The sequence below is a fragment of the Methylosinus sp. RM1 genome (assembly GCF_011378635.1).
In the GTDB taxonomy this organism is placed as follows: domain Bacteria; phylum Pseudomonadota; class Alphaproteobacteria; order Rhizobiales; family Beijerinckiaceae; genus Methylosinus; species Methylosinus sporium.
Window position 1 is genome coordinate 68,482 of sequence record NZ_WOVC01000004.1, and the last position, 17,606, is coordinate 86,087.

Sequence of the window (17,606 nt, forward strand, 5' to 3'; positions counted from 1 at the left end):
ACGCCGAACCGGCGTCTACTCGTTATGTGAGCTGCAGGCTCGCTCGAGCGCGGAGAAGCGTCTTGACTCATGTTCGAATTCTCGCCGCCGTCGCATCGGCGCTGATCGCGACCGCCGCGCAGGCCGGCTCCGCTCCGAAGGCGAAAGCGCCCGCACGGCCCGCGGAAGACGGCTATTACGTCCCTCATGTCACGGGTCCCGGCGGCGAGAAGCGCCCTGTGATGGAAATTCCCGGCAGCGTCACCGTCGTGTCGCGCAAATTCATGGACGATATTCAGGCGACGACGATCGGCGAGGCGCTGCGCTTCGTCCCCGGCGTTCAGTCGATGGGGCGCTGAGCGGCGGCCGCCGCCTCGGCATGGTGAACGAAGGCTTTACGGCGCACATCGATTTGCGCGCGCTTCCCGGCGCTCGGGTTAAAACAATCGCGGTAGGACTGGCTCACGAGAACATCGTGATCGAGGACAATACCGTGTCATTGGCGCTTTCCAGCATCTCCTCCTACAGCCTGCCCACCGTGCCGAGCGTCGAGCGCCGGCCGTCGACCCCCGATGTCGCGGCGGTCGACGCGCAGCGCGCGCAGAATTCGTCGCGCGCCGACGCCGAGGCCGGCTCCGACCCTTATGCGCAGATCGACGCTCTGCTCGCGAGCTTGCGCGATCTCACGCTCGGCGGCGCGAAGCTCGACAGCGCCTCGACGACCTCTCGGGCCAATGCGGCCTACGCCGCCTATTCGAATTGACCTTCACGCGCGCGCGGCCTTCGCCTTCAGCTCATAGAGCGCGGCGAGAGCCTCGCGCGGCGTCAGCGCATCGGGATCGATCGCCGCCAGCGTCTCGCGCAGCGCGTCCTTCGGCGGAGCCGCCTGCGCCGCGCGCGCGAAGAGCGGCAGATCGTCGATGAGCTTTTCGACCGGCGCGCGCCGATCGGCCGCCTCCAGCTCGGCGAGAATGGCGTGCGCGCGCGCCACCACGCTCGCCGGAAGCCCGGCCAGCTCGGCGACATGCACGCCATAAGAACGATCGGCCGCGCCTTTCGCCACCTCGTGCAGGAAGACCACCTCGCCGGCGTGATCCTTCACCTTCATGGTGAGATTGACGAGCCGCCCCATGCGCTTCGTCAATTGCGTCAGCTCGTGGAAATGCGTCGCGAACAGCGCGCGCGCGCGATTGACCTCATGCAGATGCTCGATCGTCGCCCAGGCGATGGAGAGGCCGTCGAATGTCGCCGTGCCGCGGCCGATCTCGTCGAGAATGACCAGCGAGCGCGGGCCGGCGCAATTCAATATGGCCGCCGTTTCCACCATCTCCACCATGAAGGTGGAGCGCCCACGCGCGAGATCATCCGCCGCGCCGACGCGCGAGAACAAGCGATCGACCGCGCCGAGCCGCGCGCTCTTGGCCGGCACGAAGGAGCCCGCCTGCGCGAGAATGGCGATCAGCGCGTTTTGGCGCAGATAGGTGGATTTGCCGGCCATGTTCGGCCCGGTGACGACGGCGATTTTTCCGGCGCGCGCGTCGCCGAGATCGCAATCATTGGCGGCGAAGATTTTTCCCTGCGCTTCCAGCGAGGCTTCGACGACGGGATGACGCCCGCCGATAATCTCGAAATCGAGCGAAGAATCGACATGCGGGCGCGTCCAATCGCGTTTTGTCGCCAGCTCGCCGAGCGCCGCGAAGACGTCGAGCGCGGCGAAGCCTTGCGCGAGACGTTGCAGCTCTTGCGCGCGCGCTAGAACGGCGCCCGCGAGTTCCTCGAACAGCGCCAGCTCGCGCTCTTGCGCGCGATCGGCGGCGGAGGCGATCTTTGCCTCCAGCTCGGCGAGCTCGCGCGTCGAGAAGCGCATGGCGTCCTGCATCGTCTGGCGATGGGTGAACACCGCGTCGAGAGGCGGACGCAGCAGCTTCTCGCCCTGCGCCTGCGGAACCTCGATGAAGAAGCCGAGAAAGTTGTTGTGCTTGATCTTGAGCTGCTTGGTCTCGGCCAGCTCGACATAGCGCTGCTGCAGGCTCGCGATGACGCGGCGGCTCTCGTCGCGCAGCGCGCGCGCTTCGTCCAGCTCGGCGTCGAAGCCCTGCGCGATGAAATTTCCGGCGCGCTTGTCGAGCGGCGGATCGTCGGCGAGGCGCGTCGCAATGGCGCGCTCCAATTCGCCGTCCGAGACGGCCAGCTCGGCGATCTCCTGCGCGACCAGCGACGCCGCTTCCTGCGCGGAAAAGAGCGCGACGATCTCGCGCGCGGCGGCGAGCGCCGCGCGAATATTGCCGAGATCGCGCGGGCCGCCGCGCTGCAAGGACAGACGCGAGAGCGCCCGCGCCACATCCGGCGCGCGGGCGAGAATGGCGCGCAGCCGCGCGCGCAGCTCCGGCGCGGTGACAAAGAAGGAGACGGCGTCGAGCCGCTGCGCGATCAGTTCCGGCTCGGTGGAGGGCGCGGCGATGCGCTCGGCGAGCAGGCGCGCGCCGGCGGGCGTCGCGGTCATGTCGATCGTCGCCAGCAGCGAGCCGTCGCGCTCGCCCTTCAGCGTGCGCGTCAGCTCGAGATTGACGCGCGTCGCCGCGTCTATCTCCAGAGTCGCGCTGCGGCGCAGGCTCGAGGGACGGCGTAATGCGGGGCGCTTTCCCTTTTGCGTGCGCTCGACATAGAGAATGGCCGCGGCCGCCGCCGCGATCTCCGCCTCACCGAGCGCGCCGAAACCCTCTAACGTCGCGACGCCGAAGAAATCGAGCAATCGCCGCGTGGCGCTCTCGCCGCCGACATCGCGTCCGAGCGCGGTCAGCGGCGCGTCGAGATGCGCGAGCTGCGATGTGAGCCGTGCATCGGCGCAGATCGCTTCCGCCGCGACGATCTCGCGCGGCTCCAGCCGCGCCAATTCGCCGGCCAGCTCCGCCTCGCCGACCTCCGCGACATCGAAGGCGCCGGTGGAAATATCGACGCAGGCGAGCCCATAGCGCCAGCCTCCATCGCAGGCGCGCAGCCGCGAAAGCGCCGCGAAGGCGTTGGGGCGCGCTGGATCGAGCAGTTGCTCCTCGGTGATGGTGCCGGGCGTGACGAGCCGCACGACGTCGCGTCTGACGACGGATTTATTGCCGCGCTTGCGCGCCTCGGCGGGGTCTTCCATCTGCTCGCAGACGGCGACGCGATGGCCGAGCGAGATGAGCTTTTGCAGATAATCATCGGCGCGCTCCACCGGCACGCCGCACATGGGGATATCGGCGCCCTGATGCTTGCCGCGTTTGGTGAGCATGATGCCGAGCGCGCGCGAGGCGGTCTCGGCGTCCTCGAAGAACAGCTCGTAGAAATCGCCCATGCGATAGAAGAGCAGGCAATCGGGATTGGCCGATTTGATCTCTATATATTGCGCCATCATCGGCGTCGGCCGGGCGGCCTTGTCGTCGGATCGCGGTTTCTCGTCCATGAGACGCTTCATGCTCTTTTTCGGTTCGCGTCTCACTAAGACACAAAGGGCAGGAAGTTCAAAGGGAGCGCGCGGCGCTGGGCGGGGCGTTCGGATGAACGCCCGAGCGCCTTCGGCGTTTCCGGGCGAGAGAAAGAAGCGCGCTATCCCTGGCGCGCCAGCAGCGCTTTGATCTGCTCCACCAATTCGCTCTCCGGCGCAGAGAATTGCGCCGGCCGGGCGGATTTCCATTCCTCATTGGTGGAGATTGCGGCGCTCGCTCGCGCGCCCTCGATCAAATCCTTGATCTGCACCTCGCCCTTGGCGCGCTCGTCCGAGCCTTGGATCACCACGGCCGGGCTGTTGCGCTTATCGGCGTATTTCATCTGCGCCTTCATGCCGGAGGAGCCGAGATAGAGCTCCGCCGAAACGCCGGCGTTGCGCAGAGCGGCGACCATGCGCTGATAATCGGCGATATGGTCGCGGTCGAGCGCCAGCACCACCACCGGGCCGAGCCGCGTCACGGCCGAGACGACCGGGCTGCCGACGAGCTTCAGCGCCGCATAGAGGCGCGAGACGCCGATCGAAAATCCGGTCGCCGGCGTGCTCTCCGAACGGAAACGGCCGATGAGCCCGTCATAGCGCCCGCCGCCGCCGACCGAGCCGAAGCGCACCGGATGGCCCTTCTCGTCCTTGGTCTCGAAAGTGAGGTCGGCCTCGAACACCGGCCCCGTGTAATATTCGAGCCCGCGCACGATGGAGGGATCGATGCGGATGCGGTCCGGGCCGAAGCCGGCGTCACGGACGAGATCCTCTATCTCGAGCAATTCCTCGGCGCCTTCCGCGCCGACATTGCTGCGGCCGAGCAGCTCGAACAGGCCGAAGCGCGGCTCGCCGTCTTTATATTGCCCGCCGAGCGTGAAGGAGAGGATCGTCGCCACGGCGTCATCGGCGAGGCCGGCGCCTTTGGTGAAGTCGCCGCTCTCGTCCTTGCGGCCGGGGCCGAGCAGCAGGCGGACGCCCTCGGGGCCGAGGCGGTCCATCTTGTCGATGGCGCGCAGCACGGTGAGGCGGCGGCCGGCGTTCTCGTCGCCCTCCAGGCCGATGGCCTTCATCACCCCGTCCAGCACTTTGCGGCTGTTGATCTTGATGACGTAATCGCCGCGCGGAATGCCGAGCTTTTCCAGCGTGTCGGCGGCCATCATGCAGATTTCGGCGTCGGCGGCCGGCGAGGCCGCGCCCACCGTATCGGCGTCGAATTGCATGAATTGGCGGAAGCGCCCCGGCCCCGGCTTCTCGTTTCGATAGACATTGCCGAAGCGATAGGACCGGAACGGCTTCGGAAGCCGGTCGAAATTCTGCGCGACATAGCGGGCCAGCGGCGCGGTGAGGTCATAGCGCAGCGACAGCCATTGCTCGTCGTCGTCCTGAAAGGAGAACACGCCCTCATTGGGGCGGTCCTGGTCCGGCAGGAATTTTCCCAGCGCGTCGGTATATTCGATCGCCGGGGTTTCCAGCGCCTCGAAGCCGTAAAGCTCATAGACGGAGCGGATGACGTCGATCATGCGGCCGGTCGCGGCCAGCTCGGCGGCGTCGCGGTCGGCGAGGCCGCGCGGGGAACGCGCCTCTATCTTGGATTTTTTTTCGTCTGACATTGGTTGATGCGCCTTTTCGGCGCTCTTCCTAGCATTTTTGCGCGGCGAGGAAAGCCGGGGCTTCGCCCATGGGCCAGAACAGCAGATGGCTGCGGCAGCGCGGGCAGTCCGAGGAGCCGAATCCCGCGAGCGGGACCGGCAGCGCAGCGAGCGCCGCGACGAGATCGCATTCGCCCTTCGCCTCAGTGATCCAGGCGCCGAGCGATTCGCCCGCCTCGGTCAGCTGGTCGATATGCCAGCGGCGCCGCTTGCCCTGCCGCATGTGCCGGCCGAGCCGGGCGCGCAGCCCGCCCGGCCCTTTGGCGGAGCCGCAATAGAGATAGAGCCCCGGCGCGAGCGTCGCCGCGCGGCGTCCCGCGCTGGCCTCGAGCGGATGCGTCAGCCCGATGAGCAGCGCATAGGCCCCGGGCGCGGCCGGCGCCTGTGACGCGGCGCGAATGAAAGCGAGCGCGGAAAACGAATCGTCGGGAGCCGGCGGGCGCTCAGCGCGGGCTGTCTCGAAGAAAAGCGTTTCTGACGCCATAATGCAGGCCGAGCTTTCGTCCGATGATCGAGATGCGCATTTCCGGCGGAATGACGAGATCGAGCGCCCTCTGGTCGAAGCGCGCCGGCAGGCGGGCCTCCCGGTGCAGGGCCTCGACCGCGTCGAAGCCGATCGTCGCTTCCCGATAGAAGCCGTTGACATAGCGCATTCGGATTTCGCCGATCAAATCGAAGGCGCGTTTCAGCCGATCGGGAGTGCGGCTGCGATCGCCGCCATGGGCGATCACCAGGCCCGGCCGGGCGAGGTAGAAAATCCCGAGCGCGGTCGCTTTCTCGCAGCGCGGCTGCCGCATGATCCAGAACAGGGGCGCGTCGCCGAGCTCGCGATTATGGCCGAGAATCATTCTGTGCCAGTCGTCGCTCGAGGCGAGCGGCAGCCAATCGGCGATGAATTGCGCATATTCGCCGTCGCCGGGGTCCGGGCTCGCGGCGCGCTCTTCGACCCAGCGGCGCAAAAGATCGTCGACCGCGAACATCGGCAGGACTCCCCATCGGCTCGAAACATGGACGAGCACAGGCCGCTCGTTTCGACAGGCGAGAGGGCGACGCGGCGACGGGCTCTGCGGGCGGGTTCGCGTGCGACCACGCGATGTCTCTTCCCGAGCGACGGTTTTTCGGGATAGAACGCGATAGAAAAGGGGCTCCCCGTCCCGCGCGTGCGCGAAACGGGGAGTTTGGACAACACCGTGAGAACCTGAACCGCAAAGACCGACCTCGACGGATGAGGCCCGCTCCGGAGGGAAGAGCGTCATCGAAAGGAGAACCGCCTCTACGAGCCGAGCGATGTCGCAAGTCGCAAAGTCGTCGAGGCGGGACCTTAACTGGTGCTTTGCAAGACGATTACCCGTTTGGGCGCTCTCTTTATGCCTCGGCTCGTTATGTAACGCAACTACATAAAATAGGCGGAATGCCCGATTTGGCATGCGTCTCCTGCAAAAACAACCGGCAATCCGGGCTCGGGCGTTTCCGTCGCCGAGCCGGAGTCCGCTTCTATAATTAGCGACGATGCGAGCGACCCGACGAGAGTTTTTCCATTATGGCGCCGCGGCTCTGGCGGGCCTCGCGCAGCTTCGGCGCGCTCACGCCGCCGCGCCCGACGCCACGGACTGGCTGCGGCGACGTCTGGCGGAGACCGCCCGCGGAGGCGTGTTGCGCTTGCCGGCCGGCGTGCTGCGCATTCGCTCGCTGACGATCGATAGCGACATCGCCATTCTCGGCGCCGCCGCGGGGACGACTCTGCAGGCCAGCGGGCCGCCGGGCCCTCTGCTGCGCGCGGCCGCCTTCGGGGCGCTGACGCTCGAGAATTTGCGCTTCGAGGGCGCGGGCGGTCGTTTCGCCGATCCGAAACAAGGGCTCCTCGATCTCGCCGATATACCGAAGCTCGCGATCCATGGCTGCGCGATTCGCCGTTCGGGCGGAAAGGGCGTCAATCTGCTGCGCTGCGGCGGGCGTTTCGCGCAGAACATCGTCGAGGATGTGCGCGACGCCGGCTATTTCTCGCTCGACGGGCTCGGCGTCGACATAGACAATAACAAGGTCCGCCGCTGCGGCGACAATGGCGTGCAAGTGTGGACCACGACTGCCGGCCGCTACGAGGGCTCGCGCATCCGCAACAATGAGATCGTCGATATTCGCAATCTTTCCGGCGGCGACGGCGCCTATGGCAATGGCGTCGGCATATGGGGCTCCGGCTTCGTGCGCGTGGAAAAGAATGTCATTCGCCGCTGCGCCTATACGGCGGTGCGCAACAATGCGGGCCATGACGTCGAGGTCGTCGGCAATGATTGCTCCGGCTTCGGCGAGCGCGCCATGTATGCGGAGTTCGGCGCCAAGCGCGCGAGCTTCCGCGACAATAAGATCGACGACGCCGGCGCCGGAATAGCGCTCGCCAACGCCGAGCGCGGCACGGATATCGGCTTCGTCACCGGCAATCGGATCACCGGCCTGCACGAGACGCATCCCGATGACGAGTTCGGTCCGATTATGAGCTGGCTCACCGGCATAGAGGCGGAGAGCAATGTCGAGATCGCCGGTAATACGGTCATCGGCGGCTGGATGGGCGTGCGCTGCGGCGGCTATCGCCAGAACATACGCGTCGAGGGCAATCGCCTCGTCGACAATGATTATGGCGTGACCTTTCAGATCGGCGAGGGCGTCGGCCCGGCGGTCATTGCCCGCAATAAGATTATCGGCGCGAAAAAGGCGGCGATCGCGGCGATAGCGGGTCAGGATATTCAGCCGGGCGACGTCGCCCGGCCGGGCGCGGCGGCCAAATATCCGCGATTGACGATCGAGGGCAATGAGCTCGAAACTTAACATTGCGTCAACACTCTCTGGCGCAGAATGGCGGGCCTGACCCGGAACGCCTCCATGACGACGCTCTCCACCTATCTGCAGATCGCCAATAACCAGTCGAAATGGCAGGCGATGACCGCCAAATCGCCGGAGGTGGCGACGCAGACGAAATATTTCGAGGACCATATCGGCGAGGTGACGTCGATCGACGAATTCATGAAGGACGCGCGTCTGTTCAATTACGCCATGACCGCCTTCGGCATCGGCGATATGAGCTACGCCAAGGGCCTCATGCGGAAAGTGCTGGAGGGCGGCCTCACCGACAGCTCGTCGCTCGCCAACAGGATCAACAACGCCAATATCAAGGCCTTCACCGAGGCTTTCGATTTCGCCGACAATGGCGCGGAGACGACGTCGTCCTCGACGCTCGTCGACAATGTGGTGAGCCGCTACACCGAGCAGGCGCTGGAGACGAGCCAGGGCGAGCAGAATCCGGGCGTGCAGCTCGCGCTCTATTTCGAGCAGCGCGCGCCGAGCCTGACCAGCGTCTATGGAATTCTCGCCGACAGCAAAATATTGACCGTCGTGCAGACCGCGCTCGGCATTTCGTCGAGCACCTCCTCGCAGTCGATCGACACGCAATATCGCCTCTTGTCCTCGAAGGTGAAGCTGGACGATTTCAAGGATCCGAAGAAGTTGCAGCAATTCATCGCCCGCTTCGCCGCGCAATACGACTACAACAATGGCGGCGACGCCAATTCGCAGAGCTCGCTGCTTTCGACGCTGTTCGACACGTCGAGCTCTGGATCGAGCTTCGGGCTCGACTCCAGCCTGCTGCTGAGCGTGCAGGGGAAGAAATTCGGCTATTTCTGATCGCGCAGAGCCGACTGAGGCGGTTTCGGCGGCTCCGCCAGAAATTCGGCGCGACTTCGCCGCCGGATGGAAATATTTCCAACCTGCCGGACAAACGAAGGAAATCCTGATCGACGAAGCCGAAGCGGGGGCGTCGAAACGAGGATTTTTTTCAATGAAGCCTGTCATCACGGCTCTGGCTCTCGCCGCAGCTTACACCGCCGGCGCCGCGCAGGCGGCCGACCTGCCTTCGCAGAAGGCGCCCATCGCGCCGCAGCTTATACCGCCGGCCTTCTCCTGGACCGGGCTCTACGCCGGTCTCGACATAGGCGGCGGCATGCTGGCGGGGGGCGCTTCGAATGGCGGCGTCTCCGGCGGCGGCCTCGTGGGCTACAACCACCAGATCGGCCCGGCCTTCGTCGTCGGCCTCGAGACCGATTTTTCGGGAACGAGCCTTGCGGGCGGCGGCCGCGGGACGGACCCGCTGGGCCTGCGTCCGCCGGAGGGGCCGCGGTCATTGCCCTGGTTCGGGACGGTGCGCGGGCGCTTCGGCGTCACCGGCTTCGATTCGCGCGTGCTGCTCTATGGCGCCGGCGGCTTCGCTTATGGCGAGACGGGCGGGAGGATAAGCGAAGGCTGGACCGTTGGCGGCGGCGTCGAATGGGCCTTCGCGCCCAAATGGTCGGCGAAGACCGAATATTTGTATACCGATCTCGGCAAGAACGGCGGCCGCGAAGGGGGCGCGTCTCGCGGCGCGGATTTTCATACTGTCCGCGTCGGCGTGAATTATCACTTCGATCTGCCGATGCTGGCGAGCGCGCGGCGCTGATCCGCGAAGCACGGCTTGCTCGCCGCCTGCCGAATTGCTAGATTGAAGCGCGGATGGCTGGCGGGGTTTCCCTTCCAGCCTCTCCGTATTTGAAACACCCTGGGTATTTTCGATCGGGCCGCGCCGGCCGGTTCTCTCGCCAGAACTCTCGTTTCCTCCATGGTTCCGCTCACGCGGCGGGAGGAGGCCTCCGATCGAAGACGCCCGATCCGCAACGCCAACCCCATGCCGGCGCCGCGCCCGAAAGGGCATTCCAGGAGAACTCATGTCAGCTGCTACTGAGCGCGCCCCGTCGCGCGAGGACTTTGCCGCCCTGCTCGAAGAAAGCTACGGAGAAAACGAAGCTTTCGAGGGTTCCGTCATCAAGGGCCGCGTGGTCGCCATCGAGAAGGACGTCGCCGTCATCGATGTGGGCCTCAAGACCGAAGGGCGCGTCGCCCTCAAGGAATTCACCGGCTTCGGCCGCGACCCGGCCCCGAAAGTGGGCGAAGAGGTCGAGGTCTATCTCGAGCGCATCGAGAACGCGCTCGGCGAGGCCGTCATCTCGCGCGACAAGGCGCGCCGCGAGGAGAGCTGGGTCAAGCTCGAGAAGGCCTTCGAAAGCAATGAGAAGGTCGAGGGCGTCATCTTCAATCAGGTCAAGGGCGGCTTCACCGTCGATCTCGACGGCGCCGTGGCCTTCCTGCCGCGTTCGCAGGTGGACATTCGTCCGATCCGCGACGTCGGCCCGCTGCTGAATGTGCCGCAGCCCTTCCATATTCTCAAAATGGATCGCCGCCGCGGCAATATCGTCGTCTCTCGCCGCACCGTGCTCGAGGAGAGCCGCGCCGAGCAGCGTCACGAGATCGTGGCCAACCTCGAAGAGGGGCAGGTCATCGAGGGCGTCGTCAAGAACATCACCGATTACGGCGCTTTCGTCGACCTCGGCGGCATCGACGGCCTGCTGCATGTCACCGATGTGGCCTGGCGCCGCGTCAATCATCCGAGCGAGGTTCTGTCCATCGGCCAGACCGTGCGCGTGAAGATCATCAAGATCAATCACGAGACGCACCGCATCTCGCTCGGCATGAAGCAGCTGCTGGAAGATCCGTGGCAGGGCATCGAGGCCAAATATCCGATCGGCGCCAAGTTCCACGGCCGCGTGACCAATATCACCGACTACGGCGCCTTCGTGGAGCTGGAGCCGGGGATCGAGGGCCTCGTCCACGTCTCGGAAATGTCCTGGACGAAGAAGAATGTGCATCCCGGCAAGATCGTCTCGACGAGCCAGGAAGTCGACGTTCAGGTGCTCGAGGTCGATCCGGTCAAGCGCCGCATCTCGCTCGGCCTCAAGCAGACGCTGCAAAATCCGTGGGAGGCCTTCGCCGAGAAGCACCCGCAGGGCTCGACCGTCTCCGGCGAGGTCAAGAACAAGACCGAGTTCGGTCTCTTCATCGGCCTCGACGGCGATGTGGACGGCATGGTCCATCTCTCCGATCTCGACTGGAACCGCCCCGGCGAGCAGGTCATCGAAGAGTATAAGAAGGGCGACGTCATCACCGCTCAGGTGCTCGACGTCGACATCGAGAAGGAGCGCATCTCGCTCGGCGTGAAGCAGCTCGCCAATGATCCTTTCGCCTCGGTCGCCGAAGAGGGCGCTGGTGGCGAGGTGAAGAAGGGCGCTGTCGTCACCACCGAGGTGATCGAGGTGAAGGAAGCCGGTCTCGAGGTGAAGATCACCGGCACCGATCTCACCACCTTCATCAAGCGCAACGAGCTGGCGCGCGACCGCGCCGACCAGCGTCCCGAGCGCTTCGCCGTCGGCGAGAAGATCGACGCGCGCGTCACTTTGTTCGACCGCAAGGCGCGCAAGGTGGCGGTGTCGATCAAGGCGCTGGAAGTGGCCGAGGAGAAGGAGGCGATCGCCCAATATGGCTCCGCCGATTCGGGCGCCTCGCTCGGCGACATTCTCGGCGCGGCCCTCAAGGCCCGCGAAGAAGCGCCGAAGAAGTAAGACGACGCGTAAACCTTCTCCCACTCGTGGGAGAAGGTGGCCCTCGCGTCAGCGAGGGTCGGATGAGGGTCCGTCGTGTCTCGTGGAAATCATGAGGACACGACGGATGCAAAGAAAAGGCGAAGCCGAGGTCGGACCCTCATCCGACCTCGCTTCGCGAGGCCACCTTCTCCCACAAGTGGGAGAAGGAAGCGCCCTTCCTCTCGAGACCTCGCCCGTTTCTACTCCGCGGCGGTCTTCAATTCCTCCCCGCGCACCACATCCAATCCGCGGAAGATCGCGCAGCGCTGGAACACGGCGATGTCGGGCGAGACTTGCTTCTGATGGCAGAATTTCGCCGTCAGCTTGGCGAGGCCCTTGATGTCGCGGCCCGTCGCAAAGGGGAAGACGGTGACGAGATCGTCGATCAGCGCATCGGCGAGCTTCAGCTCGAACTGATCCGACATCACGCGCCAGATGCGGCGCTTCGCGTCATCGTCCGGCGGGCTGTATTTGATGAGCGCGATGCAGCGGGAGACGATCGCCTCGTCGATATCGTCGACGCGATTGGTCGTCAGGAACAGCAGGCCGTTGAAATATTCCAGCACGCGCAGGAACACGCCGACCACGGCGTTCATGGCGATATTGTCGTCGCGCCGCTTGATGTAGACGTCGGCCTCGTCGATCAGCATCACCGCGCCCCAGCGTTGCGCGCGGGTGAGGATTTCCTTCAGCGCGGTCTCCATCGTCGCGACATTGAGGCCGAGCTGGCCGGAATGCACGCGATAGAGCGGCCGCTGAATGATCTCCGAATAGACTTCCGCGGTAAGGGTTTTGCCGACGCCGGGCGGGCCGGCGCAGAGCACTGTGGTGCCGCCCGACTTGCCGGCGACGATATCGTCCATCAGCACGTCCATCTCGGCGGTCAGAATGTCGATGAGATCGGTCTGCTCGGCGGGCAGCACCAGCTTCTGCTTCAGCGCGGGCTTATATTCATAGAGCTTCATCTCGTCGACATGCACCCACACATGGTGATGCAGATCGAGATGGAACATCAGAATGTAAGGATGCACCGGAATGCGCTTGAACAAATGTTCCGGAATCTGCTGCTGCATCACCGCGAGCTCGTCCTCGACGGTGAACTTATTGCTCTTCGACGCTTTGCGGATGAAATTGCCGAGCACGTCGCCGGGCGATTCCAGCGTCAGGCTGCGCGCCGAGAGAATGGCCTCGTCATTGACGAGACGGGCGTCGCCGCCGCTGGTCGACAGCACCACGACATCCTTGCGCGACCAATCCGTGTCGCGATGCGAGGCGTTGGGGTCCTCGGCGTGAAAGCCGGTGCCGCGGCCGGTGAACTGCTGGCCATAGCGGCCGCGCCAGTCGAAATAGGTCTCAGTCGCCGCGTCGAAGGCTTCGACCAGCTCCGGCGTCTCGCGAATATAGCCCTTGGCGGCGAGGATCTCGTTGATCGTGCGCCCCGCGACCTCCGCCGCCATGATGCGAATGGCGTTGGTGGTCAGCACGCCCTTGGCGTTGGATTTCAGCTCGATCATCACCTTGCCCGCCTCGTCGTTGGAGGCCGGCACATAGTCGAAGCGGGTGATGACGTAAGGCAGAGGCTTGGAGGCGACGCTCGCCGTGAACAGCCAGCCGCGTATGGCGTCGGCGGTGAGATAGCGCACCATCGCCGGCAGCACCTGCTCGAGCTCATTGGCCTCGAAGCGCTTGCCGCCGGCCTTCAGCGCGTCGCGCAGCGTCGCGAGCTGCGCGGCGCGGGCGCGCATGTCCGGGCCGGCCGCGCGATAGAGCTCCTCGAGAAAGGTCAGCTCCTCGTCGGAGAGATGGGCGAAGTCGATTTCGACCCTGTCGCTGAAGCGCAATTGCTCGGCGAGCCCGGCGCGAGCCGGGAATCGCGCCATCAGCGCTTCGACATATTGGCGTTCGATCTGAATATTCATCGCCGCTCTCGTCTGTCATCGGGATAGGGGGGAAGCGTCAGAATGCGCGTGTCTTCGACAGGCCCTCCGACGGTGAAGTGGTAGACGTCCTGGAACTGCATATCGCCCGGCGTCAGGCCCAGAAGCTCATGGACCGTGTCGTCGAAGAAGCAGCCGATGCCGGTGCCGGCGATCCCCGCCGCGGTGGCCCAGAGATAGAGAGCCTGGCCGATGAGGCCGGCCTCGAAATGCAGGCGCCGATAGGCGAAGGCGCCGTCGGCCGCGAGCGCGCGATCGAATTCGGCGATCATCGCGACGCTGAAGCAGCCCTTGCCGGAAATGGGCTGCAGACAGGCGAGCTTGGTCGCCTCTTTCTCCACCGAGCCCGCATAGAGCCGATAGAGCGGCAGACCTTCCAGCTCGACCAGCGCCCATTCGAAGTCCTTGCGCGAGGCTTCGCGCAGCCGCGCGGCGACGTCGCTGTCGCGCTGCAGCGCATAGAGGCCGGGCTCCAAGCCATCGACGCGATGCACGAAGAGGATGAGCGTGATCGCCGCGCCCCAGGGGAAGGCGGAGAGCAGAGTGGATTCGCTCGGCAGCGTCGAGGCGATCAGCGCGGCGAAGGCCTCGCGCGAGATGGAGGTGGTTCCATCCATCTTCTGCGCGCTGCGGCGCTTGCGCACGGCGGCGCCGATGGAGACGCCCTCGAAAGTCGGCGCCGGCCATTGCGCGCGCGTCGGCGCCGGGGGCTTGGGCTGGCGCGGCTTGCGGCAGAACTGCCCAGCGAGATCGATGATCGGCCAGCCGTCGTGATCCTCGCTCAGCCGATTGGCTTGGCCGCGGAACTCGCGCGGCGCGTCGATGAGAGCGAAGAGGTCGAGCGGCGTCGCCGGTCCCGGCTCGGTCGCGATCCACATCAGCAGATCGGGATGCTCCGGCTCGCGTTTGTGCCAAGCGTCGTCGCGATCGAGGCCGATGAGCGCGGCGATCTCGCCGTCGGACGGATCGGCCAGCGCCTGCGCCCGCCAGCCGAGCGCGGCGGCGGCCTGAGCGACGGCGCCGATCGCATGGCCAGCGTCGAGCTGGCAATAGCGAAAGGCGCGCTCGCCATATTTCCACGCCTCGCGCCAGGGGATGGAGGAGAGGGCGAGCAGAAAGCCGCCCTTGGGCAGCACGCGCGGCGCCGTATAGGTCGCGCGCTCCTCGAGCGCGTGCAGCAGCGGCGCATAATGATAGAGAGCGGCGCTCCCGCCGAGGCCTTCCACCGCATCGAGCAGCACATAGGATTCGGTCGGGTGGAGATTGCCGGAGGAGGGATTGTTGCGCAGCGCCCAGGTCGAGCCCTCATAGCTCTTCCAGGCGCTTATGCCGAAGGAAAGCTCGAGAAACAGGCCGAGCGCCCGAAGATCGAGCGCGGAAGGCTGCGGCGCAGGGCCGGGGAAGGCCGGGGTCTCTTCGATGATCGGCAACGGCGTCTGCCGCACGCCTTCGAAGAGGCGGAAGGGCGAGGGCTGCGACGTCCAATCGAGAAAGCCCGGCCCCATCGCATAGCGGTTCGGCGCATGTTTTGTGCGACGATGGTAGCCGCGAATGTCCGTCGGCATGGTGTCGCGATCGTCGAAGCTCATCTCGTCTCCCGCTCCCCGTCGCTGGCGGCGGGGAAGGTATGGATTTTGATTGTCGGCCGCTCGATAGGAGCCCGACCCGTAGCCGATGGGATTCAAGGATCGTGCCTTGTTCGCTGCGCCGCAAAAAAATGATCGGCGCCAGCAAAATCAGTCTGATAGTTAAATGCAGCCGTATCGATTGGGGAACGGCTCGGACAAAAGGAGCCTGCGAATGTCGCAAATCGTCGAAGTCGCCGCCGCCGAGCATCGGCATTTTGGCGCATTGGTGACGATTCGCATGGGCGAGCAGCCGGTGCGGCGACTGACCCCCAATGAGGCCGGCATTCTCTCGCGGGCGTTGAAGGCGGTCGCCGATGGCGCCAGCCTCGAGAAGCAAATTTTCATGAGCCCCATCGCCAGCGATCATGAATTCGAGGCGCTGGCGCATCCGGAGGGGGTCGCGGTGAAGGCTCCAGGCTGCCCGGATGTTTTTCTGGATTGGAAAGAGACGCGCGCTCTGGCCGAGGCGCTGGCGAAGCTGGCGGGCTGAGCGGGCTGCATTTTTCCTCTTGCGTCCTCATGCTTGCAACCCGAGACGAAGGCGCGTATTTTCATGAGCAGATCGGCGAAGCGCCGACGAGACCGAGGAACTGAACTTGGCGGCAATGGCCTCCATCACGAAAGACGCGGCGCGCTCCTCGGCGCGTGATGCCGCACGTCTTCTTTCGAGCCTGCTGCTTCTTAGTCGCCCCTGAACGCCCCCAGGGCCGCCCGGCCCAGGCATTCAGGGGACTGCCGAGCTAAGACGAAACGAGAGCGCCCGCCGAGCGGGTCGAGCAGTTCAGGACGATATCATGACCGACAATAACGCTTCCGCCACTCGCGACGCCGATCGCGTCGTCATTTTCGACACCACTCTGCGCGACGGCGAGCAATCGCCCGGCGCCTCCATGACCTTCGAGGAGAAGCTCGAGGTCGCCGATATTCTGGACGAGCTGGGCGTCGACATCATCGAGGCCGGCTTCCCCGTCGCCAGCCAGGGCGATTTCGATTCGGTGCTCGAGATCGCCAAGCGCGTGAAGAACGCGACCATCGCCGGCCTCGCCCGCGCCGCCGCCAAGGACATAGACCGCTGCGCCGAGGCGCTGCGTCACGCCCGCAACGCGCGCATCCACACCTTCATCTCCACCTCGCCCGTCCATATGAAATACAAGCTCCAGATGGAGCCGGAAAAAGTATTGGAGATGATCGCGTCTTCCGTCTCGCGGGCGCGCAATCATGTCGCGGACGTCGAATGGTCGGCCGAGGACGGCACGCGCACGGAACATGATTTCCTGTGCCGCTGCGTGGAGACGGCGATCAATGCGGGCGCGACGACGATCAACATTCCCGACACGGTGGGCTACGCCACGCCGCAGGAATATGAGGCGCTGTTCCGCATGGTGCGCGAGCGCGTGCCCAATGCCGATAAGGCGATCTTCTCGGTTCATTGCCATGACGATCTCGGCCTCGCGGTCTCCAACTCGCTGGCCGGCGTGCGCGGCGGCGCGCGGCAGATCGAATGCACCATCAACGGCATAGGCGAGCGCGCCGGCAACGCCGCGCTGGAAGAAGTGGTGATGGCGATGCGCACGCGCCCCGATGCGCTGCCCTTCCGCACCAATATCGACGCGAAACTCCTGACGCGCGCGTCGAAGCTCGTGTCGGCGGTGACGTCTTTCCCGGTGCAATATAATAAGGCCATCGTCGGCCGGAACGCCTTCGCGCATGAGAGCGGCATCCATCAGGACGGCATGCTCAAGAACGCGCATACGTACGAAATCATGACGCCGGAGAGCGTCGGCGTGTCCAAGACCTCGCTGGTGATGGGCAAGCATTCCGGCCGTCACGCCTTCAAGGAGAAGCTCAAAGAACTGGGCTATGAGCTGGGCGAGAATGCGCTGGAGGACGCCTTCAAGCGCTTCAAGGATTTGGCCGATCGCAAGAAGCTCGTCTATGACGAGGATATCGTCGCGCTGGTCGACGACGAGATCGTGACCGCCAATGACCATATAAAGGTCGCGGCGCTCACCGTCATCGCCGGCACGGCCGGGCCGCAGACGGCGGCGCTGACCCTGGACATAGACGGCGAGAAGAAAACGCATCAGGCGACCGGCAATGGTCCCGTCGATGCGATCTTCAACGCCATCAAAGCGCTGGCGCCGCATGAGGCCGCGCTCGAATTGTTCCAGGTCCATGCCGTCACCGAAGGCACCGACGCCCAAGCGGAAGTCTCCGTGCGTCTGTCGGAGGACGGCAAATCGGTGACGGGCCGCGGCGCCGATCCGGATACGCTGGTCGCCTCGGCGCGCGCTTACGTGGCGGCGCTCAACAGACTGATCATCAAGCGCGGCAAGACCGAGCCGGAAGCGATGAGAGCGGGCTGAGGCTTTCGCCATTCATATTATTCGAGGGACGCGGCGAGGCGTCCCTCGTTTCGTTTTGCCCGCTGGCCCGAAATTCTCTACAAGGTCGCG

At 65.1% G+C, this 17,606-nt stretch carries 14 protein-coding genes; 8 read left to right on the plus strand and 6 right to left on the minus strand.

The window, feature by feature from the left end; translation table 11 throughout:
- The first annotated feature begins 62 nt into the window (after positions 1-62).
- Complete coding sequence (locus FMZ75_RS03670; RefSeq protein ID WP_108915412.1) at positions 63-338, plus strand: TonB-dependent receptor plug domain-containing protein; 276 nt, start codon at positions 63-65, stop codon at positions 336-338.
- 116 nt (positions 339-454) lie between these two features.
- Complete coding sequence (locus FMZ75_RS03675; RefSeq protein ID WP_166141353.1) at positions 455-742, plus strand: hypothetical protein; 288 nt, start codon at positions 455-457, stop codon at positions 740-742.
- A 3-nt stretch (positions 743-745) separates the two neighbouring features.
- Here the strand turns inward: FMZ75_RS03675 and mutS are convergent, their stop codons facing one another.
- From mutS to FMZ75_RS03695, 4 genes are all read right to left on the minus strand, one after another.
- Positions 746-3,430, minus strand: a complete 2,685-nt coding sequence (gene mutS, locus FMZ75_RS03680; RefSeq protein WP_166141354.1) for a DNA mismatch repair protein MutS — start codon at positions 3,428-3,430, stop codon at positions 746-748.
- A 131-nt stretch (positions 3,431-3,561) separates the two neighbouring features.
- The gene (hisS, locus tag FMZ75_RS03685) at positions 3,562-5,052 is read right to left on the minus strand and encodes a histidine--tRNA ligase (RefSeq protein WP_166141355.1); all 1,491 of its coding nucleotides are present in this window, start codon (positions 5,050-5,052) and stop codon (positions 3,562-3,564) included.
- A 28-nt stretch (positions 5,053-5,080) separates the two neighbouring features.
- Positions 5,081-5,575 (minus strand): DUF123 domain-containing protein, encoded by a 495-nt coding sequence (locus FMZ75_RS03690; RefSeq protein ID WP_166141356.1) that lies wholly within the window; start codon positions 5,573-5,575, stop codon positions 5,081-5,083.
- Positions 5,535-6,071: a DUF4274 domain-containing protein gene (locus FMZ75_RS03695; protein ID WP_166141357.1), complete on the minus strand. Its 537-nt coding sequence runs from the start codon at positions 6,069-6,071 to the stop codon at positions 5,535-5,537. The genes FMZ75_RS03690 and FMZ75_RS03695 overlap by 41 nt, the downstream gene beginning before the upstream one ends.
- A gap of 529 nt (positions 6,072-6,600) precedes the next feature.
- Between FMZ75_RS03695 and FMZ75_RS03700 the strand changes: the two genes are divergently transcribed.
- The 4 genes from FMZ75_RS03700 to rpsA all read left to right on the plus strand — a co-directional run bounded on the left by FMZ75_RS03700 (position 6,601) and on the right by rpsA (position 11,564).
- Positions 6,601-7,911, plus strand: coding sequence for a TIGR03808 family TAT-translocated repetitive protein (locus FMZ75_RS03700; protein ID WP_166141358.1), 1,311 nt, complete (start codon positions 6,601-6,603; stop codon positions 7,909-7,911).
- A gap of 54 nt (positions 7,912-7,965) precedes the next feature.
- Complete coding sequence (locus FMZ75_RS03705; protein WP_166141359.1) at positions 7,966-8,763, plus strand: DUF1217 domain-containing protein; 798 nt, start codon at positions 7,966-7,968, stop codon at positions 8,761-8,763.
- A 154-nt stretch (positions 8,764-8,917) separates the two neighbouring features.
- Positions 8,918-9,571 (plus strand): outer membrane protein, encoded by a 654-nt coding sequence (locus FMZ75_RS03710; RefSeq protein WP_166141360.1) that lies wholly within the window; start codon positions 8,918-8,920, stop codon positions 9,569-9,571.
- A gap of 265 nt (positions 9,572-9,836) precedes the next feature.
- On the plus strand, positions 9,837-11,564 hold the full coding sequence (rpsA, locus tag FMZ75_RS03715; protein WP_166141361.1) for a 30S ribosomal protein S1: 1,728 nt from the start codon (positions 9,837-9,839) through the stop codon (positions 11,562-11,564).
- A gap of 221 nt (positions 11,565-11,785) precedes the next feature.
- Here the strand turns inward: rpsA and FMZ75_RS03720 are convergent, their stop codons facing one another.
- Together FMZ75_RS03720 and FMZ75_RS03725 are read right to left on the minus strand one after the other, a co-directional pair.
- The gene (locus tag FMZ75_RS03720; protein ID WP_142862794.1) at positions 11,786-13,504 is read right to left on the minus strand and encodes an ATP-binding protein; all 1,719 of its coding nucleotides are present in this window, start codon (positions 13,502-13,504) and stop codon (positions 11,786-11,788) included.
- Positions 13,501-15,111, minus strand: coding sequence for a SagB/ThcOx family dehydrogenase (locus tag FMZ75_RS03725; protein ID WP_166141362.1), 1,611 nt, complete (start codon positions 15,109-15,111; stop codon positions 13,501-13,503). The genes FMZ75_RS03720 and FMZ75_RS03725 overlap by 4 nt, the downstream gene beginning before the upstream one ends.
- Positions 15,112-15,322: 211 nt before the next feature.
- Between FMZ75_RS03725 and FMZ75_RS03730 the strand changes: the two genes are divergently transcribed.
- Together FMZ75_RS03730 and FMZ75_RS03735 are read left to right on the plus strand one after the other, a co-directional pair.
- A complete protein-coding gene (locus tag FMZ75_RS03730; RefSeq protein WP_166141363.1) occupies positions 15,323-15,640 on the plus strand; it encodes a hypothetical protein in 318 nt (105 codons plus the stop codon).
- Between the two features lie 304 nt (positions 15,641-15,944).
- Complete coding sequence (locus tag FMZ75_RS03735) at positions 15,945-17,516, plus strand: 2-isopropylmalate synthase (RefSeq protein WP_166141364.1); 1,572 nt, start codon at positions 15,945-15,947, stop codon at positions 17,514-17,516.
- Positions 17,517-17,606: the final 90 nt, after the last annotated feature.